General features: G+C 75.7%; 13 protein-coding genes. All 13 read left to right on the top strand.

The features are described from left to right. Window positions 1-28: 28 nt before the first annotated feature. Window positions 29-5,275 (top strand): amino acid adenylation domain-containing protein, encoded by a 5,247-nt coding sequence (locus ABZW32_RS00590; RefSeq protein WP_356209283.1) that lies wholly within the window; start codon window positions 29-31, stop codon window positions 5,273-5,275. Next, window positions 5,272-11,814, top strand: coding sequence for an amino acid adenylation domain-containing protein (locus ABZW32_RS00585; RefSeq protein ID WP_356209281.1), 6,543 nt, complete (start codon window positions 5,272-5,274; stop codon window positions 11,812-11,814). Before ABZW32_RS00590 ends, ABZW32_RS00585 begins: the two co-directional genes overlap by 4 nt. A 4-nt stretch (window positions 11,815-11,818) precedes the next feature. Then, window positions 11,819-12,838: an ornithine carbamoyltransferase gene (locus ABZW32_RS00580; protein ID WP_356209278.1), complete on the top strand. Its 1,020-nt coding sequence runs from the start codon at window positions 11,819-11,821 to the stop codon at window positions 12,836-12,838. After that, window positions 12,835-14,274 (top strand): MFS transporter, encoded by a 1,440-nt coding sequence (locus tag ABZW32_RS00575; protein ID WP_356209276.1) that lies wholly within the window; start codon window positions 12,835-12,837, stop codon window positions 14,272-14,274. Before ABZW32_RS00580 ends, ABZW32_RS00575 begins: the two co-directional genes overlap by 4 nt. Before the next feature lie 133 nt (window positions 14,275-14,407). Beyond that, window positions 14,408-15,193 carry a Tat pathway signal sequence domain protein gene (locus ABZW32_RS00570; RefSeq protein ID WP_356209274.1) on the top strand — a complete coding sequence of 262 codons (786 nt, stop codon included), beginning with the start codon at window positions 14,408-14,410 and terminating at the stop codon, window positions 15,191-15,193. 46 nt (window positions 15,194-15,239) lie between these two features. After that, entirely contained in the window at window positions 15,240-16,451 is a 1,212-nt protein-coding gene (locus ABZW32_RS00565) for an inositol-3-phosphate synthase (protein ID WP_356209271.1), read from the top strand. Between the two features lie 116 nt (window positions 16,452-16,567). Beyond that, window positions 16,568-17,410 carry an SCO3242 family prenyltransferase gene (locus tag ABZW32_RS00560; RefSeq protein WP_356209536.1) on the top strand — a complete coding sequence of 281 codons (843 nt, stop codon included), beginning with the start codon at window positions 16,568-16,570 and terminating at the stop codon, window positions 17,408-17,410. Further along, on the top strand, window positions 17,407-18,318 hold the full coding sequence (locus ABZW32_RS00555; RefSeq protein WP_356209269.1) for a sugar phosphate isomerase/epimerase family protein: 912 nt from the start codon (window positions 17,407-17,409) through the stop codon (window positions 18,316-18,318). The genes ABZW32_RS00560 and ABZW32_RS00555 overlap by 4 nt, the downstream gene beginning before the upstream one ends. Further along, a complete protein-coding gene (locus ABZW32_RS00550; RefSeq protein ID WP_356209267.1) occupies window positions 18,315-19,013 on the top strand; it encodes an EboA domain-containing protein in 699 nt (232 codons plus the stop codon). Before ABZW32_RS00555 ends, ABZW32_RS00550 begins: the two co-directional genes overlap by 4 nt. Before the next feature lie 31 nt (window positions 19,014-19,044). Continuing rightward, a complete protein-coding gene (locus ABZW32_RS00545) occupies window positions 19,045-19,902 on the top strand; it encodes a TatD family hydrolase (protein ID WP_356209265.1) in 858 nt (285 codons plus the stop codon). A gap of 20 nt (window positions 19,903-19,922) precedes the next feature. After that, window positions 19,923-21,167: a metabolite traffic protein EboE gene (eboE, locus tag ABZW32_RS00540; RefSeq protein WP_356209263.1), complete on the top strand. Its 1,245-nt coding sequence runs from the start codon at window positions 19,923-19,925 to the stop codon at window positions 21,165-21,167. Further along, a complete protein-coding gene (locus ABZW32_RS00535) occupies window positions 21,164-22,549 on the top strand; it encodes a nucleotide pyrophosphatase/phosphodiesterase family protein (RefSeq protein WP_356209261.1) in 1,386 nt (461 codons plus the stop codon). The genes eboE and ABZW32_RS00535 overlap by 4 nt, the downstream gene beginning before the upstream one ends. 31 nt (window positions 22,550-22,580) lie before the next feature. Beyond that, window positions 22,581-23,402: a 4'-phosphopantetheinyl transferase superfamily protein gene (locus ABZW32_RS00530; protein ID WP_356209259.1), complete on the top strand. Its 822-nt coding sequence runs from the start codon at window positions 22,581-22,583 to the stop codon at window positions 23,400-23,402. Window positions 23,403-23,435: the final 33 nt, after the last annotated feature.

Genomic DNA, 23,435 nt, shown 5'->3' with positions numbered 1-23,435 from the left:
CACCCCCGATCCCGATGAAGGAGAGAACGTGAACGACCGTACGCAGTCGGGATCCGCCCCCGGCCGTCTGCTGCTGCCCGGCCTGTTCAGGGCCCAGGCCGCCCGCACCCCCGAAGCCCCCGCCGTCCTCGCCACCACGGGGGCCGTCTGGACCTACGCCGACCTGGAGCACCACGCCGCCCGCCACGCAGCCGCCCTGCGGGCCGGCGGAGTGGCGCCCGGCGACTTCGTCGGCGTCTGCCTGCCGCGCGGCCCCGAGCTGATCGCCGCGCTGCTCGGCGTCTGGTTCGCCGGCGCCGCCTACGTCCCGCTCGACCCGACCTACCCCGAGGCCCGGCTCGCCCTGGTCCTGGAGGACGCCGGCGCCACCGTGGTCCTCGCCGGTCACGGCACCGCCGCGCGGCTGCCCGCCGGACTCACCGTCCTGGACGTCGCCGACGCCCCCGACTCCGTGCCCGCCGCCGAGGCCGCAGCCTTCCCGCTCGCCCCCGACCCGGCCCGGCCCGCGTACGTCCTGCACACCTCCGGCTCCACCGGCCGCCCCAAGGGCGTCCTCGTCCCGCACGCCGGCATCGCCAACCGGGTGCGCTGGCTGGCCCACCGGCACAAGCTCGGCCCCGCCGACCGCTTCCTGCTCAAGACCACCATCGGCTTCGACGCGGCCGGCCTGGAACTCTTCTCGCCGCTGATCAGCGGGGGAGCGGTGGCCGTGGCCCCCCAGGACGCCGAACGCGACCCGGCGGCGCTGCTGCGCGCCGTCGGCGACCACAAGGTGACCGTCCTGCAGGGCGTCCCCTCCGTCTACCGGCGCCTGGCCGAACAGTCCGGCTGGGAGCGCGCCACCGCCCTGCGCCTGATCTTCAGCGCGGGCGAACCGCTGCACGCCGAACTCTGCCGCGCCCTCGCCGAACTGGCCCCGCGCGCCGAGATCTGGAACACCTACGGTCCCACCGAAGCCTCCGTCGACATCACCGAGCACCGCTGGGACCCCGCGCAGGAGACCGGCGCGGTCCCCATCGGCCGGCCCATCGCCCACATGCGCGCCCTCGTCCTCGACCCGGCCGGCCGTCCCGTCCCGGTCGGCGTCCCCGGCGAACTGCACGCCGGGGGCATCGGCCTCGCCCTCGGCTACCAGGGCCGCCCCGACCAGACCGCCGAACGCTTCGTCCCCGACCCCTACGGCCCGCCCGGCGAACGGCTCTACCGCACCGGCGACCGGGTCCGCTGGCAGGCCGACGGCACGCTGGAGTACCTCGGCCGCCTCGACCACCAGGTCAAGGTCAACGGGGTCCGCATCGAGACCGGCGAGGTCGAGGCCGCGCTGGCCTCCCACCCGTGGGTGCGCGGCGCCGTCGCCGCCGCCGTCCCCGACGGCGACGGCGGACACCGCCTCGTCGCCTGGGTCCGCTCCCGCGGCGAGCGGCTGCGCCCCGAGGAACTGCGCACTTTCCTGCGCCGCTCCCTGCCCGACCCGCTGATCCCGTCCGTGTACGTGCCCGTCGCCGACTTCCCGCTCACCGCCAACGGCAAGATCGACCGCTCCGCCCTGCCCGAGCCCGCCTCCGCGGCGGCCGAGGCGGAGACCGCGCACGTCCCCGTGCGCACCGCCGCCGAACGGGTCGTCGCCGAGCAGTGGGCCGCCCTCCTGGACATCCCCGCCGCCCGGATCGGCGCCACCAACGACTTCTTCCAGCTCGGCGGGGCCTCCCTGCTGCTCAGCCGGCTGGCCCAGGCCCTGTCCGCCGCCTCCGGCACCACCGTCCCGCTGCGCGCCCTGTTCACCGCCACCACCGTCGAGTCGCAGGCCGCCCTGCTGGCCGGCGCCCCCGCCCTCGCGGGCACCGCCGGCCCGGACGCCGCCCCGGCCGCCGCCGACGATGCCGTCCGGCCCGTGCCCCGCACCGACGCGGGACTGCCGCTCTCGCCGGGCCAGCAGGGCCTGTGGCTGATGGACCGGATGCGCCCCGGCAGCGCCGAGTGGAACGCGCCCGTCTTCATCACCCTGCCGCCCGCCTACGCCGACGACACCGTCGCGGCGGCCCTGCACGGGCTCGCCGAGCGCCACGAGATCCTGCGCACCCGCTACGTCCTGCGCGGCACCGAGCCGGTCCAGATCGCCGACCCCGCCCCGCACATCGAGCTGCGCACCACCCGCGCCGAGACCGCCGAGGCCCGCAACGTCCTGATCGAGGACGAGTTCAGCCGCCCCTTCGACCTGGAGAACGGGCCCGTCTGGCGCGCCCTGACCGTCCGCGGCGCCGGCTCCCTGCACCTGGTCCTGTCCATCCACCACATCGCCTGCGACGGCTGGTCCTCGGTGGTCCTGGAGCGCGACCTGCTGGCCCTCGCCGAGGCCGCGCACCACGGCACCGGCGCCGTGCTCCCCGCACTGCCGGTCCAGTACGCCGACCACGCCGTCCACCAGCGCCGCCGCCTGACGGGATCCGCCGCGACCGAGGAGCTGGCCCACTGGAAGCGGGCCCTGGAGGGGTCCGTCCCCGCCGACCTGCCCGCGGACCGGGCCCGTCCCGCGGTCCGCGACGGCGTCGGCGCCGCCCACGTGTTCACCGTCCCCGCCGCACTCGCCGACCGGGCCGCCGCCTTCGGGCGCGGCCGCGGGGCGACCCTCCAGCAGACCCTGCTGACCGTCTTCGGGACGCTCGTCGCCCGGCTCACCGGCCAGTGGGACGTGCCGGTCGGCGTGCCCGTCGCCGGACGGGAGCGGCCGGAGGTCGCCGACGTCGTCGGCTTCTTCCTCAACACGCTGGTGATGCGCTGCGACGCCCCGGCCGACGCCACCTTCGAGGAGGCGCTGATCCGGGTCCGGGACACCGCCCGCAGCGCCTTCGCCCACCAGGACCTGCCCTTCGACCGCCTCGTCGCCGAGCTCGACGACGCCCGCGACCCCGGCCGCACCCCCCTCTACCAGGTCATGTTCGACCTCCACGAGGAGGGCCGGACCGGCACGGCCGCCGCCGAGGGCGACGTCGAGGCCTTCCGCGGGGCCTGGCGCAGCGCCCGTACCGACCTCACCTTCGTGCTCCAGCGCCAGGGCGACGGCTCCCTGCTCGGACTGGTCGAGTACGCCACCTCCCTCTTCGACCCGGGCACCGTGGAACGCTTCGCGGCCGGCTGGGTGCGGCTGCTGGAGTCCCTGGTCGACGAGCCGTGGGCGCGTCTGGACCGGGCCGCGCTGCTGCCCGGCGCCCTGCGCGAGGAGATCCTCGCCCTCGGCCCCGGCGCCCCCGAGCCCGGCACCGCCGGTGCGGGCGACGACCTCGTCCACAGGGTGATCTCCGCCGTCGCCCGCGCCAACCCCGAGGAGACCGCGGTCGTCTGCGGCGGCGAGAGCTGGACCTACGCCCGGCTGGAGCGCCGTGCCGAGGCCTTCGCCCGGCGGCTCGGCGAACTGGGCGCCGGCCCCGAGACGGCGGTCGCCGTCATGCTCGGCCGCACCCCCGACCTGATCGCCGCCTACCTCGGCGTCTGGAAGGCCGGCGCCGCCTGGGTGCCGCTCGACGCGGCCGCGCCGGTCGAACGCCTCGGCTACGTCCTGGACGACGCCGGGGCCCGGCTCCTGGTCTCCGACCTGGCGGGCGCCGCCCGGCTGCGCGGCCACCACGACGGGCCGTGGCTGGCCATCGACACCGACGAGCGCCTCGCCGCCCTGGACTCCGACGCCGCGCTGGACTCCGACCCCGCGCGGGCGGCCGGTCCGGGGGCGGCGCACGGCGCCGCGACGACCGCGCCGGAGCCCGCCGCCGGTATCGCCGCCGCCGCGGCCGCGGCCGCCCTGGCCGCGGCCAGCGACCCCGCCCTGGCCGCCGAGGGCATCGGCTCCTGGTCCCGCGCCGCCGTCCCGGCCGGGACCCCGGCCGACACGGCCCGGCTGGCGTACATCATGTACACCTCCGGCTCCACCGGGCGCCCCAAGGGCGTCGCCGTCGAGCACCGCACCCTGCTCGCGATGCTCCGCGCCTCCCAGGCCCACCTGGACTTCGGGCAGGGCCCCGACGACGCCTGGCTGGCCCTGGCCCAGCCCACCTTCGACATCTCCTGCACCGAGCTGCTGATGCCGCTCGTCGCCGGGGGCCGGGTGGTCCTGGCCCAGGAGCGGGACCTCGCCGACCACGCCGCGCAGCTGCGGCTCATCGAGGAGCACGGCGTCAGCCACCTCCAGGTCGCGCCGCCGCACTGGCAGATGCTGATCGACGCGGGCCTCGGCCGGCGCCCCCTCGTCGGCCAGACCGGCGGCGAGCCCTGCCCGCCCGCCCTGGCCCGGGACCTGTCCCGCCGCCTGCTGCGCTTCGTCAACGAGTACGGGCTCACCGAGACCACCATCGCCGCCACCCGCTGGGACGCGTACGACACCGCCGCCGCCGTCCCCGTCGGCCGCGCCTACCCGCACGTCACGGCCCGGGTCCTCGACGCGTACCTGGAGCCCGTCCCGTACGGCACCACCGGTGAACTGTGCGTCGGCGGATCCGGACTGGCCCGCGGCTACCACGGCCGCCCCGACCTGACCGCCGCCGCCTTCGTCCCCGATCCGTACGGGCCCCCCGGCGCCCGCCTCTACCGCACCGGCGACCGCGCCCGGATGCTGCCCGACGGCACCCTGGAGTTCGCCGGCCGCGCCGACGGCCAGGCCAAGATCCGCGGCCGCCGCGTGGAGACGGGCGAGGTGCAGGGCGTCCTCGCCGAGCACCCCGGGGTCGCCCAGTGCGCCGTCGTCGTCCACGGCACCGGCCCCACGGCCGCGCTCATCGGCTACTGGGTCCCGCGCGGCGACAACCCGCCCGGCGACGGGGAACTCCTGGACCACTGCGCCCGCCGCCTGCCGGACTACATGGTCCCCGCGCTGCTGGTGCCCGTCCCGCGGATCCCGCTCACCCGCCACAACAAGGTGGACGTCAAGGCCCTGCCCGCCCCCGACCTCGCCGCCGCCCTCTCCGACGAGCCCTACACGGCGCCCGAGGGCCCGGTCGAGGAGATCGTCGCCGAGATCTGGGCCGAGGTCCTCGCCGGGGAGGACGGCACCACCCGCCGGATCGGCGCCCGCCAGGGCTTCTTCCGGATCGGCGGCAACTCCGTCCTCGCCGCCCGCGTCATCGCCCGCCTCCACGAGGAGTTCGACGTCGAGATGCCCCTGCGCGCCGTCTTCGAACACCCCACCGTCGCCGGTCTCGCCGCGGCCGTCGAAGAAGCCGTACGCATCGAGATCGAAACCCTCGACCACGCCGAACTGGCCATCGCCCACAGGGAGTACCAGCCGTGACCGCACCCACCGCACCCACGCAGGAAGAGCTGCGGGCGGAACTGCTGCGCCGACGGCTCGCCGGACGCGCGGGCCGCACCACGGGCCGCGGCGCCGCCCGCACCGGGATCCCGCGCGCCGACCGGCAGGCCCCGCTGGCGCTCTCCGCCGGCCAGCGCCAGCTGTGGTTCCTCCACCAGCTCGACCCGGACAGCCCCGAATACCTGCTGCCGCTCGCGCACCGGCTGCGCGGCACCCTCGACGAGAGCGCCCTGCGCCGCTCCTTCGACGCCCTGGCCGCCCGCCACGAGATCCTGCGCACCCGCTACCTCCTCGAAGACGGCGAGCCCCGGCAGGTCGTCGACCCGGCCGGCCCCGTCGACTACGCCGTCAGCGAGGTCACCGGCATCGACGCGGCCGACCGCGACGCCGCCGCGGCCGCCTTCGCCCAGGCCCGCGCCGGCGAGGTCTTCGACCTGGCCGCAGAGGCCCCGCTGCGGGTCCGCCTGCTGCGCCTCGCCGCCGACGACCACGTCCTGGTCGTCGTCATGCACCACATCGCCTGCGACGCCCTGACCCGGCCGCTGATCCTCGCCGACCTGGCCGCCTGCTACCGGGCCGCCGGCACCGTCACCGGGCCGCTGGACGGCGTCCTGCCCGAACCCCCCGTCCAGTACGCCGACTACGCGGCCTGGCTCAACGCCCGCCAGTCCGGCCCCGCCGCCGAGGCCGCCCTCGACTGGTGGCGCGGACAGCTCGCCGGCACCGAACCCCTCGGCCTGCCCACCGACCGGCCCCGCCCCTCGGTCCGCGGCTGGGACGGCGCCGTCGCCGCCTTCGACGTGCCCGCCGAGACCGCCGCCCGGCTGCGCGCCCTCGCCGAACAGGAGGGCGCCACCCTCTTCATGGTCCTGCTCAGCGCCTACCAGGCACTGCTGGGCCGCTACACCGGCAAGCAGGACGTCGCCGTCGGCACCGCCGTCTCCGGCCGCACCCGCCCCGAGCTGCGGCAGATGGCCGGCTACGCCTACAACAGCCTGGTGCTGCGCGGCCGCTGGCAGGGCGACCCGGCCTTCCGGGAGCTGCTCGCCGGCAACCGCACCACCGTCCTGGACGCCTTCGACCACCAGGACACCCCCTTCGACAAGATCGCCGACGAGCTCGAACCCGAACGGGACCTGTCCACCACCCCGCTCTTCCAGGTGATGTTCGACCTCGCCTCCGGCCAGGGCTCCGACAGCCCCGACCTGCCCGGCCTCACCGTCACCCCGGTCGCCGCCAGCGGCCGCATCGCCCGCTTCGACCTCACCCTGCACCTGTCCGAGCGCCCCGACGGCTCCCTGCACGGCGCCCTGGAGTACTCCACCGACCTGTTCGAGGCCGCCACCGCCGAGCGGATCACCGGGCACTACGCGGCCCTGCTCGCGGCCGTCGCCGAACGGCCCGGCGCCCCCCTGTCCACCCTCGACTTCCTCGGCGCCGCAGAGCGCTCCCTGCTGCTCGACGGCCCGGCCGAACCGGTCGGCGCCCCCGTGGACGCCGCCGCCCTGCGCCCCGTGTTCGAGACCATCGCCGACCGGATCGCCGCCACCCCCGGCGCGGTCGCCGTCCGGCACGCCTCCGGCGAGCTCACCTACGCCGAACTCGACGCCCGCGCCGACCGGTTCGCCCGCCGCCTGGTCCAGCTCGGAGTCCGCCCCGACGACACCGTCGGCGTCCTGCTCGACCGGGGCCCCGACCTCGTCGCCGCCCTCCTCGGCATCTGGCGCGCCGCCGCCGCCTACGTGCCGATCGACCCGGGATACCCCGACGAGCGCATCGCCTTCATGCTCGGCGACACCGCCACCCGCCTCGTGATCACCCAGGCCCGGCACGCCGACCGCTTCGACGGCCCCGGCCTCGTCGTCGTCGACGACCCGGCCGAGCGGACCGCCCTGGCCACCGCCGAGGCCGAACTGCCCACCGCGTACGACCTCGACCAGCTCGCGTACGTCATCTACACCTCCGGCTCCACCGGCAAGCCCAAGGGCGTCCTCATCGGCCACCGCGGCCTGGCCAACTACCTCACCTGGACCGTCGGCGCCTACGCCACGGCCGGCACCGGCGGCGCCCCGCTGTTCTCCTCCGTCGCCTTCGACCTCGGCGTCCCCGACCTGTACGCCCCCCTGATGACCGGCCAGGCCGTCCACCTGCTCCCGCAGGACTTCGACACCGCCGACCTCGGCACCCTGCTGGCCGAAGGGGGACCGTACGCCTTCATCAAGCTCACCCCGGGCCACCTCGACCTCCTCTCGCAGCAGCTCACCGACGGGCAGATCCGCGACCTGGCCGGGCTGGTCATCGCCGCCGGAGACTCCTTCACCCACCGCCTCGCCGAACGCTGGGCCGCCGCCGCGGGACCCGGGGGCACCCGCCTCGCCGCCGAGTACGGACCCACCGAGATCACCGTCGGCAACTCCGCCCACTTCCTGCCCGCCGACGGCACCGCCCACGGCCCGGTCACCACCGAGCTCGTCTCCATCGGCCGCGCCGTCCCCAACACCACCATGTACGTGCTCGACGAGCGGCTGCGCCCGCTGCCGCTGGGCGTCCCCGGCGAGGTGTGGATCGGCGGCACCGGCCTGGCCCGCGGCTACGCCGGCCGCCCCGACCTGACCGCCGAACGCTTCCTGCCCGACCCCTACGGCGCCCCCGGCGCCCGCATCTACCGCACCGGAGACCTCGCCCGGGTCCTGCCCGACGGCAGCCTCGACTTCGTCGCCCGCATCGACCACCAGGTCAAACTGCGCGGCTACCGCATCGAACTCGGCGAGATCGAGACGGCCCTCACCGCCCTGCCCGCCGTCGCCGAGGCCGTCGCCCTGGTCCGTGAGGACACCCCCGGGGACAAGCAGCTCGTCGCCTACCTGGTCCCCGAGACCGGCGCCGCCGACGCGGACCTCGCCCCCGCCGCCCTGCGCGACGCGCTCGGCGAGGCCCTGCCCGCCTACATGGTCCCCTCCGCCTACCTGCGCCTGGACGCGCTCCCGCTGACCGCCAACGGCAAGCTGGACCGCCGCGCCCTGCCCGCCCCCGGCCGCGAGGCCACCACCGTCGGCGAGCACGTCGGGGCGCGCGACGCCGCCGAGGCCTCCATCGCCGCCGTCTGGGCCGAGGTCCTCGGCCTGGAGACCGTCGGCGTCCACGACAACTACTTCGACCTCGGCGGGGACTCCATCCGCGCCGTCTCCCTCGTCGGAGCCCTGCGCGAGGCCGGCTGGGAGACCAGCGTCCGCGACGTCTTCGAGCACCGTACGGTCGCCAGACTGCGCGCCGCCCTCGGCGACCAGGCCGGCGACGGCTCCGCCGAGCGGGCCGACGGCCCCGTCGCCCCCTTCGCCCTGATCGGCGAAGAGGACCGGGCCACCCTGCCGCACGGCGTCACCGACGCCTACCCGGTCTCCCGGATCCAGGCGGGCATGCTCGTCGAGATGCACGGCCGCAGCGGCGAGAACCGCTACCACAACATCACCTCCTTCCGGATCCGCGACGAACTCCCCTTCGATCCGGCGGTGTTCCAGCGGGCCGCCGACCTGATCGTCGAACGCCACGAGGTGATGCGGACCTCCTTCGCCCTCTCCGGCTACAGCGAACCCCTCCAGCTGGTCCACGAGGCCGGCTCCGTGTCGATGCCCTGCCTCTTCGAGGACCTGCGCCACCTGCCGCGCGAGGAGCGCGAATCCACCCTGTGGTCCTTCGCCGACCGCGACCGCGAGGAACTCTTCGACCTCGGCGCGGCCCCGCTCATGCGGATGGCCGTCCACCTCGTCGACGACGAGAGCTGGTGGCTGTCCATCACCGAGTGCCACCCGGTCATCGAGGGCTGGAGCTACCACTCCCAGCTGATGGAGCTGCTGCGCGCCTACCGGGCGATCCGCACCGGCGGCGAGCCCGACCCGGCGCCGCCCGTCCCGGCCGTCCGCTACGCCGACTTCATCGCCGGTGAACTGCGCTCCCTGGAATCCGCCGAGGACCGCGACTACTGGCGCGCACTCGTCGACGGCCACGAGAAGTTCACGATCCCCACCGGCTGGGCCGGCGACCCGCTCGGCGCGGACGAGCGCTACCGCATCGACCTCGAACTCGGCGACGTGGAACCGGGCCTGCGCGCCCTCGCCTCCGCCGCCGAGGTCCCGTACAAGAGCGTGCTGCACGCCGCGCACAGCAAGGTCCTGTCGATGCTGACCCGGGCCGGGAGCTTCCGCGGCGGCATGGTCGCCGACGCCCGCCCCGAGGAGGCCGGCGCCGAACGGGTCTCCGGCATGTACCTCAACTCGGTGCCCTTCCCCTACCGCAAGGGCGCCGCGACCTGGGGCGAGCTCGCCCGGGAGGTCTTCGCCCGCGAGGTCGAACTGTGGCCCCACCGCCGCTACCCGATGCCCGCCATGCGCGTGGCCGGCGGCGAGAGCCACCTGATCGACGTGCTCTTCCACTACCTGGACTTCCACCAGGTCGACGTCGAGCTCATCGACATCATGGCCAGCCGCGACGACAGCCCCAACGAGTTCCCGCTCGTCGTCGGCACGCCCGTGCGCGGCCACCTCTCGATCGCCTCCCGCACCCGGACCCTCGCCAAGGCCAACGCCGAGCGCCTCGCCGCCCTCTACAAGGCGGTCCTCACCGACATGGCCCGCACCGGGGCCGACGGCGACGCCCGCAGCGGCTTCCCCAACCACCAGGAGCACTACCGCCTCGCCGCGCCCGCCCTCCCGCACCCCGAGACCCCCGTCGAAGCCCTCGCCGGCTTCGAGGCGCAGGCCGCGCGCACCCCCTGGGCCACCGCCCTCACCGGCGCGGGCACCCCGGACGGCTCCGGCACCTCGTACGCCGAACTGGACGCCCGGGCCAACCGGATCGCCCGCCGCCTGCGCGCCCTCGGCGCCGGCCCCGAGACCCGGGTCGCCGTCCTGCTGGACCGCGGGCCGGAGCTGGTCGCCGCCCTGCTCGGCGTGTGGAAGGCCGGCGCGGCGCAGCTGCCCGTCGACCCCTGCACCCCGGCCGCCCGGATCCCCGCCCTCGGCTTCGACCTGGCGCTCACCCAGGGCGCGTACGCCGACCGGTTCGCCCCGGCGGCCGGCGCCGGGCGGATCCTGCTCGCCGAGGAGATCTCCCACGAGGGCGACGGGAGCCCGCTGGACCTGGACCTCGACCCCGACCGGCTCGCCTACGTCCTGCACACCTCCGGCTCCACCGGGACCCCCAAGGGCGTCGAGATCAGCCACCGCTCGCTCGCTCACTACCTCGACTGGGCCGTACGGGCCTACGCCGAGACCGGTTCCGGCGGCGCCCCCTGGTTCACCTCGGTCGGCTTCGACCTGGGCCTGCCCGCCCTGTACGCGCCGCTGATGACGGGGCAGCCGGTGCGCCTGCTGCCGCAGGACTGGCAGCCGGGGGAGTTCGGCCCGCTGCTGATGGCCGGGGCCCCGTACGCCTTCGTCGGCCTCACGCCCGGCCACCTCCAGCTCCTGGAGGCCCAGCTGAGCGACTCCGAGCTCGGCGGCCTCGCCGCGATCGCGGTCTGCGCCGGCGACGCCTACCCCACCGCGCAGGCCGAACGGGTCGCCGCCCGCATCGCCGCGGCCGGCGGGCGGATGCTGCTCGGCGCCGAGTACGGGCCCACCGAGGCCACCGTCGCCGCGACCTTCGGGCACGTACGCCCCAACACCCGGCGCACCCTCGTCCCGCTCGGCTCCCAGCTGCCCGGGGTGCTGCTGCGGATCCTCGACGACCGGCTGCGGCCCGTGCCCGACGGGATCACCGGCGAGGTCTGGCTCGGCGGCGAGGGACTGGCCCGCGGCTACGCCGGGGAGCCCGCCCTGACCGCCGCGTCCTTCCTGCCCGACCCCTACGGCCTGCCCGGCACCCGCATCTACCGCACCGGAGACCTCGCCCGCATCCTGCCCGGGGGAGTGCTGGAGTTCACCGGCCGCGCCGACGAGCAGGTCAAGGTGCGCGGCCACCGCGTCGAGCCCGGCGAGGCCGAGGCCGCCCTGACCGCCGACCCGGCCGTCCGCGAGGCGCTCGTCACCCCCGTGGACGCGGCCGACGGCGGCAAGCGGCTCGCCGCCTGGGTGGTCCCGGCCGACGGACACTCCGTCGAGGTCCCCGCCCTGCGCGACCGGCTGCGGGCGGTCCTGCCCGCCGCCGCCATCCCCGCCGCCGTCACCGTCGTCGACCGGCTGCCGCTGACCGCGAACGGCAAGCGGGACAAGGCCGCCCTGGCCTCCCGCCGGGCCACCGCGACGCCCCTGCCGTACACCGCCCCGCGCACCGACCTGGAGAAGGTGCTCGCCGAGGTCTGGTCCGAGGTCCTCGGCCTCGAACAGGTCGGCGTCCACGACGACTTCCGCGACCTCGGCGGCGACTCGCTGCTCGTCGCCCCGCTGCTCGTCGCCGCCCGCCGGCACGGGCTCGACCTCGACCTCGCCACCGCGCTGCGCCACCACACGGTCGCGCGGACCGCCGCCGCACTCGAAGCCGCCGCTCCCCACGCCGGCGCAGACCACCCCGAGAAGGGCTGATCCGATGGACCCGCAGCACACGAACGACCGTGACGGCCGCCGCCCGGCGCGCCACCTCATCTCCATCGACGACCTCACCGACCGGGACCTGCACCGCATCGTCGCCCGCGGCGCCGAGTTCTCGGCGGGCACCGTCACCCGCTCCGACGCCCTCGAAGGCCTGGTCGCCGGCATCTACTTCGCCAAGACCTCCACCCGCACCCGCACCGCCTTCTCCTCCGGGGCGCTGCGCGTGGGCGCCCGGATCGTGGCGTACGGCCCCGGCGACCTCCAGCTCAACACCGGGGAGTCCGTCGAGGACACCGGCCGCGTGCTCTCCGGCATGCTCGACGTCCTCGTCGCCCGCACCGCCGGCCCCGAGGCCGAACTGCGCGGCTGGGCCGCCCAGGACCGGATGGCCGTGGTCAACGCGATGAGCGCCGAGGAGCACCCCACCCAGGCCCTCACCGACCTCACCACCCTGCTGCGCCACTTCGGCCGCGTCGACGGACTGCGCGTCCTGTACGTCGGCGAGGGCAACAACACCGCCGCCGCACTGGCCCTGGCCCTGACCCGGTTCCCGAACGTGCACTTCGAGCTGCGCACGCCGCCCGGCTACGGGCTGCTGCCCTCCATCGCCGACCGGGCCCGCGCCCGGGCCGCGCGCAGCGGGGCGGTGATCGTCGAACGGCACGACATGGACGTGCTGCCCGAGGGCTTCGACGTCGTCTACACGACCCGCTGGCAGACGACGGGCACCGCGAAGCCGGACGCGAACTGGCGGGAGATCTTCGCCCCGTTCCAGGTCACCTCCGGTCTGTGGGAGACCAGCCCGCGCGCCGTGTTCATGCACGACCTGCCCGCACACCGGGGCGAGGAGGTCACCGCGGAGGTGCTGGACGGCCCGACGAGCATCGCCTTCGCCCAGGCCACCAACAAGATGCACAGCGCCATGGCGGTACTGGAGTACACCCACTCCGGCCCGCATGACGGCGAGGCCCCGGGCACCCGCTCCGCCGCGCACCTCGTGACGGCCGTACGGTGACCCCGCCGCCGAAGACGGTGACGGACCCGGCCGTCCTCCCGTGGGAGCTGGCCGCCTCCGCCCCGGCGGGAGACGCCCCGGAGCACCGGCCCGCATCCCGGACCCAGGCCCAGGCCCAGACCCAGACCCAGGCCCAGACCCAGGCCGAAGTCGCGGCCCGGTCCGGGGCCGGTGGGGCGGCCCCGGATCCGGAGCACGACGAGGCCCCGGCGGCAGCCGTCCCGCTGCGCCGCAACCGTGACTTCGGGCTGCTGTGGGGCGGCGCCGGGCTCTCGCTCCTCGCCGGCCGGGCGACCGCCGTCGCCTACCCGCTGACCGTCCTGTGGATCACCGGTTCGCCCGGTGACGCCGGCCTGGTCGGCACCGCCCTCCTGCTGCCCCAGCTCCTCGTCCAGCTCCCCGGCGGCGCCCTCGTGGACCGCTGGGACCGGCGCCGGATCATGATCGGCGCGGGCCTCGGGCAGGCGCTGGTCGCCGGGGCCGTCGCCGCCCTCCTGCTCAGCGGGCACGTCTGGCTCTGGGCCCTGCTCGCCGCGGCCTTCACCGAGGGCACCCTCGGGGTGCTGCACCAGCTCGCGGAGCGGGCCGCGGTCCCCGCCGTGGTCCCCACGGAGCAGCTCCCCGCCGCCCTCACCGGCAACGAGGCCCGGACCCGCGGCGCCGCCATCGCCGGGCAGCCGCTCGGCAGCGGCCTCGTCGCCCTGGGCTCCTCCTTCCCGTACGTGGCCGCCCTCGTGGGCCAACTCGCCTCCGTCGTGCTGCTCTTCGGAGTACGGGGCAAGCTCCAGGCCGAGCGCACCGGGCCCCGGCCCGATCTGGTGCGGGAGATCAAGGAGGGGCTCGTCTGGATGTGGCGCCAGCGCTTCCTGCGGGCCGTGATGGCCGCCGTGGCCGTCTCCAACGTGCTGTTCCAGGGCCTCAACCTCGCCGTCATGACCGGTATCCAGGAGAACCACGGCTCCCAGTTCCAGATCGGCGTCGTGCTCTCCCTCAGCGGGGCCGGCGGACTCGTCGGCGCCATCACCGGCGGCTGGTGGGCCACCCGCTTCTCCCTGCGCACCCTGGTCCTCGGCGGGCTGGCCGTCTGGACCGCCCTGATGGTCCCCGTCGCGTTCCTGCGCGATCCCTACGCCCTGGGCGCGCTGTTCGCCGCCAGCGGTTACGTCGGCGGCGTGTTCAACGTCGCGGGCGGGGTGTTCATGGTCCGCGTCGCCCCCGACCGGATGCGCGGCAGGGCCAACTCCCTCGCCATGCTGGTCGGCGGCGGCGCCATGGCGGCCGGTCCCGTGGCCGCCGGCTTCGCCCTGGAGGCCTTCGGCCCCACCCGTACCGTGCTGGGCCTCAGCGTCGCCATGGGCGTCACCGCGCTCGTCGCGCTGCTGTCGCCGTCCCTGCGCCGCAACCCCCTGGAGAAGGGCTCCCCGGAGCTCACGTAGCCACCTCCGGGCCCCGCCTGTGACCTGCGCGAACAGCGATATAGGGCAGGTATGGCGGGGCCCGGGAGAGTACACCCATCGCACCCCCCGATGATCCGTCCGCATCAGCGACAGAGCCAGAAGGAGCACGACCATGCCGCTCAACTCCATGGACCGCAGGAGCGTCCTGCGGACCGCCCTGGGCGCCGCGGGCGCCGCGGCCGCGGTCACCGTCCTCGGCGCCGGCCCGGCGGCCGCCCACGGCCGCCGCCCGCAGCTGCCCAAGGTCGAGGGCCTGGTCGGCGACCGCTGGGCGAGCGAGTTCTGGTACGACTACGACGAGATGTCCTACTACACGCCGTCGGCCGAGATGAAGGCCGCGGTCGCGGCCATCACGGCGCCCTTCGGCGGCTTCACCAAGTCCTACGACGCCTGGCTCGCCACCCGCCAGGGCGGCCGCTACCCGCGCAGCTGGATGGAGCTCATCCAGCCCAACAAGGCCCACTTCGAACTGCTCTCCCGCGAGCAGAAGAAGGTCTACGACAAGTGGTACGGCCACGACCCCAAGGGACTGGTCTTCGCCTTCCAGGAGTTCGGCCAGGGCACCCTGTTCGACCCGCGCCGCCCGGCCGGCAACAAGGTCCACATGATGAACTACACGCCGCCCGAGGCCACCCACGCCTACCACCGCTGGCACGCCTACCTGCAGTCCTTCCAGCTGCTCGGCATCGACCGCCGGTTCTGGGCGCACATCAACCGCCTCGCGGGCGCGGCCTGGGAGCTCCAGTCCATCGCCAAGCCGGTGAACGACGCCAACGACAACAAGCACCTGCCCCGGCACGTGGTCCGCCACGTCACCGACAAGTGGCTGTGCCGCTCCGACGAGAAGGTCACCAAGGCCTTCGACGTCTGGCCCTACCCGGTCGACCTCGGCAAGTAGTCCGGCTGTACCCCCGCCCCACACGACTCAGGAGGAATGGCACACCATGCGAGACACGACCGGATCTTCCCCCCGAATCGGCGTCTGGATGGTCGGCGCGCGAGGCTCGGTCGCCACGGCCGCCATCGCCGGCGCCGCCGCCATCGTCGCGGGTGCCGCCTCCCCCGTCGGGTGCGTCACCGAAACGCCCCCGTTCCGTGACGCACCTCTTCCGGCCCTCGCCGACCTCGTGTTCGGCGGCCACGACGTCGTCGGCACCCCCCTGTCGGTGAGGGCCGGCCAACTCGCCGAGGCGGGCGTCCTGCCCTTCGCGGTCCTCAAGGCCCTGGACACCCCGCTGGCCGCCGCCGAGCTGGAGATCCGCGACGGCTCCGTCCGCCCCGGCGAGTCGCAGTCCGAGACCGCCGCCCGCCTCGCCGAGGACATGGCCGCCTTCCGCGACCGGCACGGCCTCGAGCAGGTGGTCGTCGTCAACGTCTCCTCCACGGAGCCGCTGCCCGAGCCCGACCCCGCCTTCCTGGACCTGGCCTCCCTGGAGGCCGCCCTCACCGCCGGCTCCGTCACCCTGCCGGCGAGCTCCCTCTACGCCTACGCCGCCTTCACCGCGGGCTGCTCCTACGTCAACTTCACCCCGTCGGCGGGCGCCGCCCTGCCCGCCCTGGAGGAACTGGCCCGGCTGCGCGGGGTCCCGCACGCCGGCCGCGACGGCAAGACCGGCGAGACCCTCGTCAAGAGCGCCCTCGCCCCGATGTTCACCCAGCGCGCCCTGCGCCTGCGGTCCTGGTCCGGCACCAACCTGCTGGGCGGCGGCGACGGGGCGACCCTCGCCGACCCGGCGGCGGCCCGCTCCAAGACCGAGTCGAAGCAGCGCAGCCTGGAGGAGACCGTCGGCCACGCGGTCCAGGGCCAGACGCACATCGACAACGTCCCCGAGATGGGGGAGTGGAAGACCGCCTGGGACCACATCTCCTTCGAGGGCTTCCTCGGCGTCCGGATGACCATGCAGTTCACCTGGCAGGGCTGCGACTCCGCGCTGGCCGCCCCGCTGGTCCTGGACCTCGTACGGCTGGCAGCGCTGGCCGGGCGGCGCGGCGAGTCCGGGGCCCTGGCCGCCCTCGGGTTCTTCTTCAAGGACCCGGCCGGCTCCACCGAGCACAACCTCACCCTCCAGTACGAGGCCCTCACCGCCTGGGCCGCGAACCCCGCCCCGGCGTCCACCGTGACGGGCGCCGATCCGCTGACGGGGGCCCGGCCGTGACCACCGCCACCCTCCCGGGGCGGGGCGCCCGCCCCGGGACCGCCACCACCGTCGGCGAGGCCGGACCCCTGCGGCTCCCGCCGTTCCCGGGCCGCGCCTTCCGCGCCCGGCGCACCCTGCGCGCCTACGCCGAGCTGGTCCGGGCGCCCGCCGCGATCACCGTGCCCGGCGACGTCCTGGCCGGCGCCCTCGCCGCCGGACGCGGCACAGGCCCCCGCACCCTGGGCCTCGCCGCCTCCTCCGTCTGCCTCTACTGGGCGGGCATGGCCCTCAACGACTGGGCCGACCGCGAGCTCGACGCCGTGGAGCGGCCCGAACGCCCGCTGCCGTCCGGCCGGATCCGCCCCGGGTCCGCCCTTGCCACCGCCGCCGGGCTGACCGCGGCCGGTCTCGGCATCGCCACCCTGGCCGGCGGCCCCCGCACCGCCCTGCGCCGCACCCTGCCCCTGGCCGCCGCGGTGTGGGCCTACGACCTCGGCGCCAAGGCCACCCCCCTCGGCCCCGCCGTGATGGCCGGCGCGCGCGCCCTGGACGTCCTGCACGGCACCGGGCCCGCCCCCGTCCGCCCCGCCCTCGTCCCGGCCGCCGCCGTGGCGGTCCACACCCTGGGCCTGACCCGGCTCAGCCGCCACGAGGTCGACGGCGCCCCGCCCCGCGAGGCGGCCCTGACCCTCGCCGCCGCGGCCGCCGCGGCCGCCGGCACCGCGCACCGCGGCACCGGACCCGCCCAGGCGGCCGCCCTCGCCCTGTACGCCACGAGCTTCGGCCCCGCCCTCACCCGCGTACTGCGCGACCCCGCCGCACCCCGCGTGCGCCGGGCCGTCGGAGCCGGCATCCACGCCCTGCTGCCCCTCCAGGCCGCCCTGGCCGCCCGGGCCGGTGCGCCCCGCGTCGCCGTACCGCTCGCCGCAGCCCTGCCGCTGGTCCGCCGCCTCTCCCGGAAGGTGTCCTCCACATGAGCACGCCGACCGGCCCGCGGTTCTCCTACGGCACCAACGGCCTCGCCGACCACCGTCTGGGCGACGCGCTGCGCCTCCTCGCCGACCTCGGCTACGAAGGCGTCGCGCTCACCCTCGACCACCAGCACCTGGACCCGTACGCACCCGGACTCGCCGCGCGCGTCGACGAGGTCCGGCGCGCCCTGGACGCCACCGGTCTGGCCGTCGTCGTGGAGACCGGCGCCCGCTACCTCCTCGACCCGCGCCGCAAGCACCGCCCGACACTGCTCTGCGCCGAACCCGAGGGCCGGGAGCAGCGCCTGGACCTGCTGCGCCGGGCCGTCGGCATCGGCGCCGAACTGGGCGCCGGGGCCGTGCACTTCTGGAGCGGCACCCCCGATCCGGACACCACCCGCGAACAGGCCTGGCAGCGGCTGGTCGACGGCTGCGCCGAGACCGTCGGCCACGCCGACGCCGCGGGCATCGACCTCGCCTTCGAACCGGAGCCCGGCATGCTCGTCGCCGACCTCGCCGGATACCGCAGGCTGCTGGCCGACCTCGGCCGCCCGGACCGCTTCCGGCTCACCCTGGACATCGGCCACTGCCGCTGCCTGGAGCCCTACCCCGTGGCCGACTGCGTGGCACTGGCCGCCGACCGCCTGGCCCACGTCCAGATCGAGGACATGCGCCGGGGCACCCACGAACACCTGCCCTTCGGAGAGGGGGAGATCGACTTCCCGCCCGTGCTCGGCGCCCTCGCCGACGCCGGCTACCGGGGGCTCGTCTCCGTCGAACTCCCGCGCCACAGCCACGCCGGCGCCGAGACCGCCCGCCACAGCATCGCGTTCCTGCGCGAGGCGGCCGCCCGTCAGGCGTCCCGCGACACCCGTCCGCAGCAAGAGCCGTCGAAGGAGGCCGTACCGGCATGACCGCCCCCACCCTCGCCCCGCCCGTCCCGGTGGCACCCGCCACCACCGCCGCCGACCACGCCGTCCACGACGCGCTGACCCTGCGCACCCTGGAGGAGTCCCTGCGCTCCGTCCTCGACCAGGAGCACCGGGCCGCGCTCGTCGCCGACACCGCCGCCGTGGCCGCCGAGGGCCCCGCCGCCCTGGACCGCCGCTTCCCCGCCGCCGGACGCGACTACGGCCGCGGCCCCCTGCCCGGCTGGGCCGACTGGGCCGTCGAGGACGCCGTCCGCGCCGTCCTCCTGCTCGCCCTGACCCGCTACGGCACCTCCGGCGCCGCCCTCGCCCGCGAGGCCGGTGAACGCTACGCCCACGGGGACGCCGCCGAACGCCGCGGCGTCCTGCGCGCCCTGCCCTTCCTCCCGCTCGGCGCCCGAGCGGTGCACCTCACCGACGACGCCGTACGGACCAACGACAACCGGCTCATCGCGGCCGCGCTGGGCCCCTACGCCCGCGCCCACCTCGACCAGTACCGCTGGCGCCAGGCCGTCCTCAAGTGCCTGTTCACCGGGATACCGCTGGCCAAGGTCGCCGGACTGCACGAGCGCCGGGACGCCGAACTGGCACGGATGGCCCACGGGTTCGCCGCGGAGCGGCGCGCCGCGGACCGCCCCGTGCCGGCCGACCTGTGGACCGTAGCCACCCTCGACCACTGACCCAGCCACCCACCCCTACCGGAGCCCGACCATGCGCATCTTCGACCCGCACATCCACATGACGTCCCGCACCACGGACGACTACCGAGCGATGCACGCCGCCGGCGTCCGCGCGCTGGTCGAGCCCGCGTTCTGGCTTGGGCAGCCGCGCACCTCCCCGTCCAGCTTCACCGACTACTTCGACGCCCTCCTGGGCTGGGAGCCCTACCGCGCGGCGCAGTTCGGCATCAGCCACCACTGCACCATCGGCCTCAACCCCAAGGAGGCGAACGACCCGCGCTGCACCCCCGTCCTGGACCTGCTGCCGCGCTACCTCGCCAAGGACGGGGTCGTCGCCGTCGGCGAGATCGGCTACGACACGGTCACCGACGCGGAGGAGCACGCCTTCGCCGTCCAGCTCTCCCTCGCCGTCGAGTTCGGCCTGCCGGCCCTCGTCCACACCCCGCACCGCGACAAGGCGGGCGGCACCAGCCGCTCCCTGGCGGTCATCCGCGAATCCGGCATCGACCCCGGCTTCGTCGTCCTCGACCACCTCAACGAGGTCACGGTCCGGGAGGTCCGCGACTCCGGCTGCTGGATGGGCTTCTCCATCTACCCCGACACCAAGATGACCCCGGACCGCATGGTCGCCATCCTCGAGGAGCACGGCACCGAGCGCATCCTGGTCAACTCCGCCGCCGACTGGGGCCACAGCGACCCGCTCCTCACCCGCGCCACCGGCGACGCCATGCTCGCCGCCGGCTTCGACGAGGACGACGTGGACCGCGTCCTGTGGCGCAACCCGGTCGCCTTCTACGCGCAGTCCGGCCGGCTCGGCCTGGACGGCTACACGGACGAGCAGGCCGCGGGGCTGTACGCCGGGAACTCGATCGCCCGCGGCGGAAACTGACCGGGAAGGGGATCCGCCCGATGCGCTTCCGCCACCCCGACGGCACCGCCGTCCACCTCGCCTACTGCACCAACGTGCACCCCGCCGAAACCCTGGAGGGCATCACCGCCCAGCTCGCCGCGTACGCGGAACCGGTCCGCCGGGCCGCGGGGGAGTCCGTCATCGGACTCGGCCTGTGGCTGCCGGTGGACGCGGCGGCGGCCCTCGCCGCAGACCCGGCCGCCGTCACCCGGCTGCGCCGCGAGCTCACGGCCCGCGGACTGGAGACGGTGACCCTCAACGGGTTCCCGTACAAGGGCTTCCACGCCCCCGTGGTCAAGCGGGCGGTGTACTACCCGGACTGGTCCGAGCCCGCCCGCCTCGACTACACCCTGAACCTGGCCCGGGTCCTGGCCGGGCTGCTGCCCGACGACGCCGAACGCGGCTCGGTCTCCACCCTGCCGCTGGCCTGGCGCACCGCCTGGTCGCGCACCCAGCGGGCCGCGGCCGGGCGCCAGCTCGACAAGCTCGCGGCCGGACTGCGCCGCATCGAGGCGGAGACCGGCAGGACCGTGCGGGTCGCCGTCGAACCCGAGCCGGGCTGCGTCGCCGAGACCACCGCGCAGGCCGTCGAGGCGCTCAAGGGCGTCGACCACGAATGGATCGGGCTCTGCCTGGACGCCTGCCACCTCGCCGTCGCCCACGAGGAGCCCGGCGCCGCCGTCGCCGAACTCCTGACGGCCGGTCTCCAGGTGGTCAAGGTGCAGGCGTCCAGCGCCCTCCAGGCCGCCGACCCCGCGGACCCCCGGGTCCGGGAGGCCCTGGCCGCCTTCGCGGAACCCCGCTTCCTGCACCAGACCCGCGAGGCCGCCCCGGCCGGCGGCGCCCTGCTCGGCTCCGACGACCTGGGACCGGCGCTGGCCGGGGCCCTGCCCGGCGAGGCGCCCTGGCGGATCCACTACCACGTACCGCTGCACGAGGAGCCGGCCCCGCCGCTGGCCTCCACCGGGCCGGTGCTGCGGGACACCCTCCGGGCCCTGTTCGGAGGGGACCACGCCGTCACCGACCACATCGAGGTGGAGACGTACACCTGGTCGGTCCTGCCCGAGGGCAGCCGGCCGGTGGGCGACGCCGGGCTGGCCCGGGGCATCGCCGCCGAACTCGCCTGGACCGCCCGGGAGCTGACCGCACTGGGCCTGACCCGCACGGCGCCCGCTCCCGTACCGCCCGCCCCGGTACTCACCGCCCCCGTACCGTCCGCCGCGCGGAAGGAGCCCGGCTCATGACCCCCACCGCCCGGAAGAAGACGGCCGTCCTGTGCACCGTCGGCCTCACCCCACGACTGCTGCCCCACATGCCCAACGTGCGCGCCATCGGCGAGCGGGGCTTCGCGGCCCCCCTCGACACGGTGTTCCCCGCCGTCACCGCCACGGTCCAGGCCACCCTCACCACCGGCACGCTGCCGCGCGAGCACGGAGCGGTCGGCAACGGCTGGTACTTCCGGGACCACGGCGAAGTGATGATGTGGCGCCAGCACAACGCGCTGGTGCGGGGCGAGAAGGTCTGGCAGGCCGCCCGGCGGCAGGACCCGGACCACACCACCGCCTACCTGTGCTGGTGGTGGGCCATGGGCGCCGACGTGGACACCGTCCTGACCCCCCGGCCCGTCTACCACTACGACGGCCGCAAGGCTCCCGACTGCTACACCGTCCCGGCCGCCCTGCGCGACGAACTCACCTCAGCCCAGGGCGAGTTCCCGCTCTTCAACTACTGGGGCCCGACGGCCTCCCTCACCTCCACCCGGTGGATCGCCGGCGCCGCCCGGCACGTGGCCGACACCCGCGACCCCGACCTGTCCTTCATCTACGTCCCGCACCTGGACTACGACCTCCAGCGCTTCGGCCCCGACGGCCCCGAGGCCGTCCGCGCCGCCCGCGAGGCCGACGCCGCACTCGGCCCGCTCCTGGACGACCTCCGCGAGCGCGGCACCACCGTCGTCGCCCTCAGCGAGTACGGGATCTCACCCGTCAGCCGGCCCGTGGACATCAACCGCGCGCTGCGCCGCGAGGGACTGCTGTCCGTCTACGCCCAGCGCGGCATGGAGTACCTCGACCCCCACACCTCGCGGGCGTTCGCGGTCGCCGACCACCAGGCCGCGCACGTCTACGTGGCCGACCCGTCCGACGTCCCGCGCGTGCGCGACGTCCTGAAGTGCCTGGACGGGGTCGACGAGGTCTGGGACCGCACCCAGCAGGCCGACTACGGCCTCGACCACCCGAACGCGGGCGAACTGGTGGCCGTATCGGAGCCGGACGCCTGGTTCACGTACTACTACTGGCTCGACGACCGGCGCGCGCCCGACTTCGCGCGCGGCGTCGAGATCCACCGCAAACCCGGATACGACCCGGCCGAACTCTTCTTCGACCCCGCCGATCCGGCGGCCAGGGCGAAGGCCGGCCTCGCCGTGCTGAAGAAGAAGGCGGGCCTGCGCGCACCGCTCCAGGTGGTGCCGCTCGATCCGGGCTGCGTCCGCGGCAGCCACGGGCGGCTGCCCGAGGACGACCGGGACGGACCGCTGCTGCTGTGCTCCGACCCGTCGCAGGAACGCGCCCGCTACCACGCCACCGAGGTGAAGGACCTGCTCCTGCGCCTGGGTGGACTGACCTGACAACGCCCTCAAGGGGGGAGAGGAGGATCCGATGACCAGCCAGACCCTGGCCGCCGCCCGCGGCCGCATCGACCACACCGACCACACCGGTGTACTGCCCGTGCCCGAATCGGCCGCACGGGAGGCGGCCAGACTCCGGGCGACCGGCGAGGCCCACGTCTGGTGGTGGACGCTCGAAGACCGGGTCGACCAGAGCGACTTCGACCTGCTCGACGAGGTCGAGCAGGTCCGCGCACGGCGGTTCCGCCTGGAGCGGGACGCCGCCGCGTTCGTCCGTACCCGGGCCGGTGCCCGGCGAGCCATCGGCGGGCTGCTGGGCGTGGACGCCCGTGAGGTGGCCCTGGGCCGCCGCGTGTGCCCCGGCTGCGGTGACCTGGAGCACGGCCCGCCGGCCGTGGCCGCCCCCGCCGTCGGACTCGCGCTGAGCCTGACCCGGACCAGCGGCTGCGGGGTGCTCGCCCTGCACGCCGGCGACTGGATCGGGGTGGACGTCGAGGCCCTGCGGCCCGTCGAGTCCGGCTCCCTGGCCAGTGTGGTGCTCGCGCCCGCCGAGCACGCGTACATCCTGTCGCTGCCCGCCGGGCCCGAACGGACCGCCGCCTTCCACCGGGTGTGGACCCGTAAGGAGGCCGTTCTGAAGGGGGTCGGGCTCGGGCTCCTCGGCATCGACCTCAACGCCCTGGACGTCCGGCCGGGCACGGCCGGCCCCGTCGCGGTGGAGCACGGCTACCAGGGCGAGGTCAGCAGCTGGCAGATCGACGACCTCGACCTCGACGGGAACTGGTCGGCCTCCCTGGCCCGCCCCGTCGACGGCTCCCCCCTCGGGGTGGTCCACCGGCACCGCCCCGCCTGACCCGCGTCCGCCCGCCCCCGGACCCGCCCCCGC

The organism is Streptomyces sp. NPDC004667, assembly GCF_040609475.1.
In the GTDB taxonomy this organism is placed as follows: domain Bacteria; phylum Actinomycetota; class Actinomycetes; order Streptomycetales; family Streptomycetaceae; genus Streptomyces.
Note: the sequence above shows the minus strand (reverse complement) of the source record. Positions and strands in the feature narration are given on the sequence as shown.

Coding starts and splice junctions, on each gene's coding strand:
- ABZW32_RS00535 (WP_356209261.1), top strand. CDS start 21,164: ATGACCCCCACCGCCCGGAAGAAGACGGCCGTCCTGTGCACCGTCGGC.
- ABZW32_RS00530 (WP_356209259.1), top strand. CDS start 22,581: ATGACCAGCCAGACCCTGGCCGCCGCCCGCGGCCGCATCGACCACACC.
- ABZW32_RS00555 (WP_356209269.1), top strand. CDS start 17,407: ATGAGCACGCCGACCGGCCCGCGGTTCTCCTACGGCACCAACGGCCTC.
- eboE (WP_356209263.1), top strand. CDS start 19,923: ATGCGCTTCCGCCACCCCGACGGCACCGCCGTCCACCTCGCCTACTGC.
- ABZW32_RS00550 (WP_356209267.1), top strand. CDS start 18,315: ATGACCGCCCCCACCCTCGCCCCGCCCGTCCCGGTGGCACCCGCCACC.
- ABZW32_RS00565 (WP_356209271.1), top strand. CDS start 15,240: ATGCGAGACACGACCGGATCTTCCCCCCGAATCGGCGTCTGGATGGTC.
- ABZW32_RS00570 (WP_356209274.1), top strand. CDS start 14,408: ATGCCGCTCAACTCCATGGACCGCAGGAGCGTCCTGCGGACCGCCCTG.
- ABZW32_RS00580 (WP_356209278.1), top strand. CDS start 11,819: ATGGACCCGCAGCACACGAACGACCGTGACGGCCGCCGCCCGGCGCGC.
- ABZW32_RS00545 (WP_356209265.1), top strand. CDS start 19,045: ATGCGCATCTTCGACCCGCACATCCACATGACGTCCCGCACCACGGAC.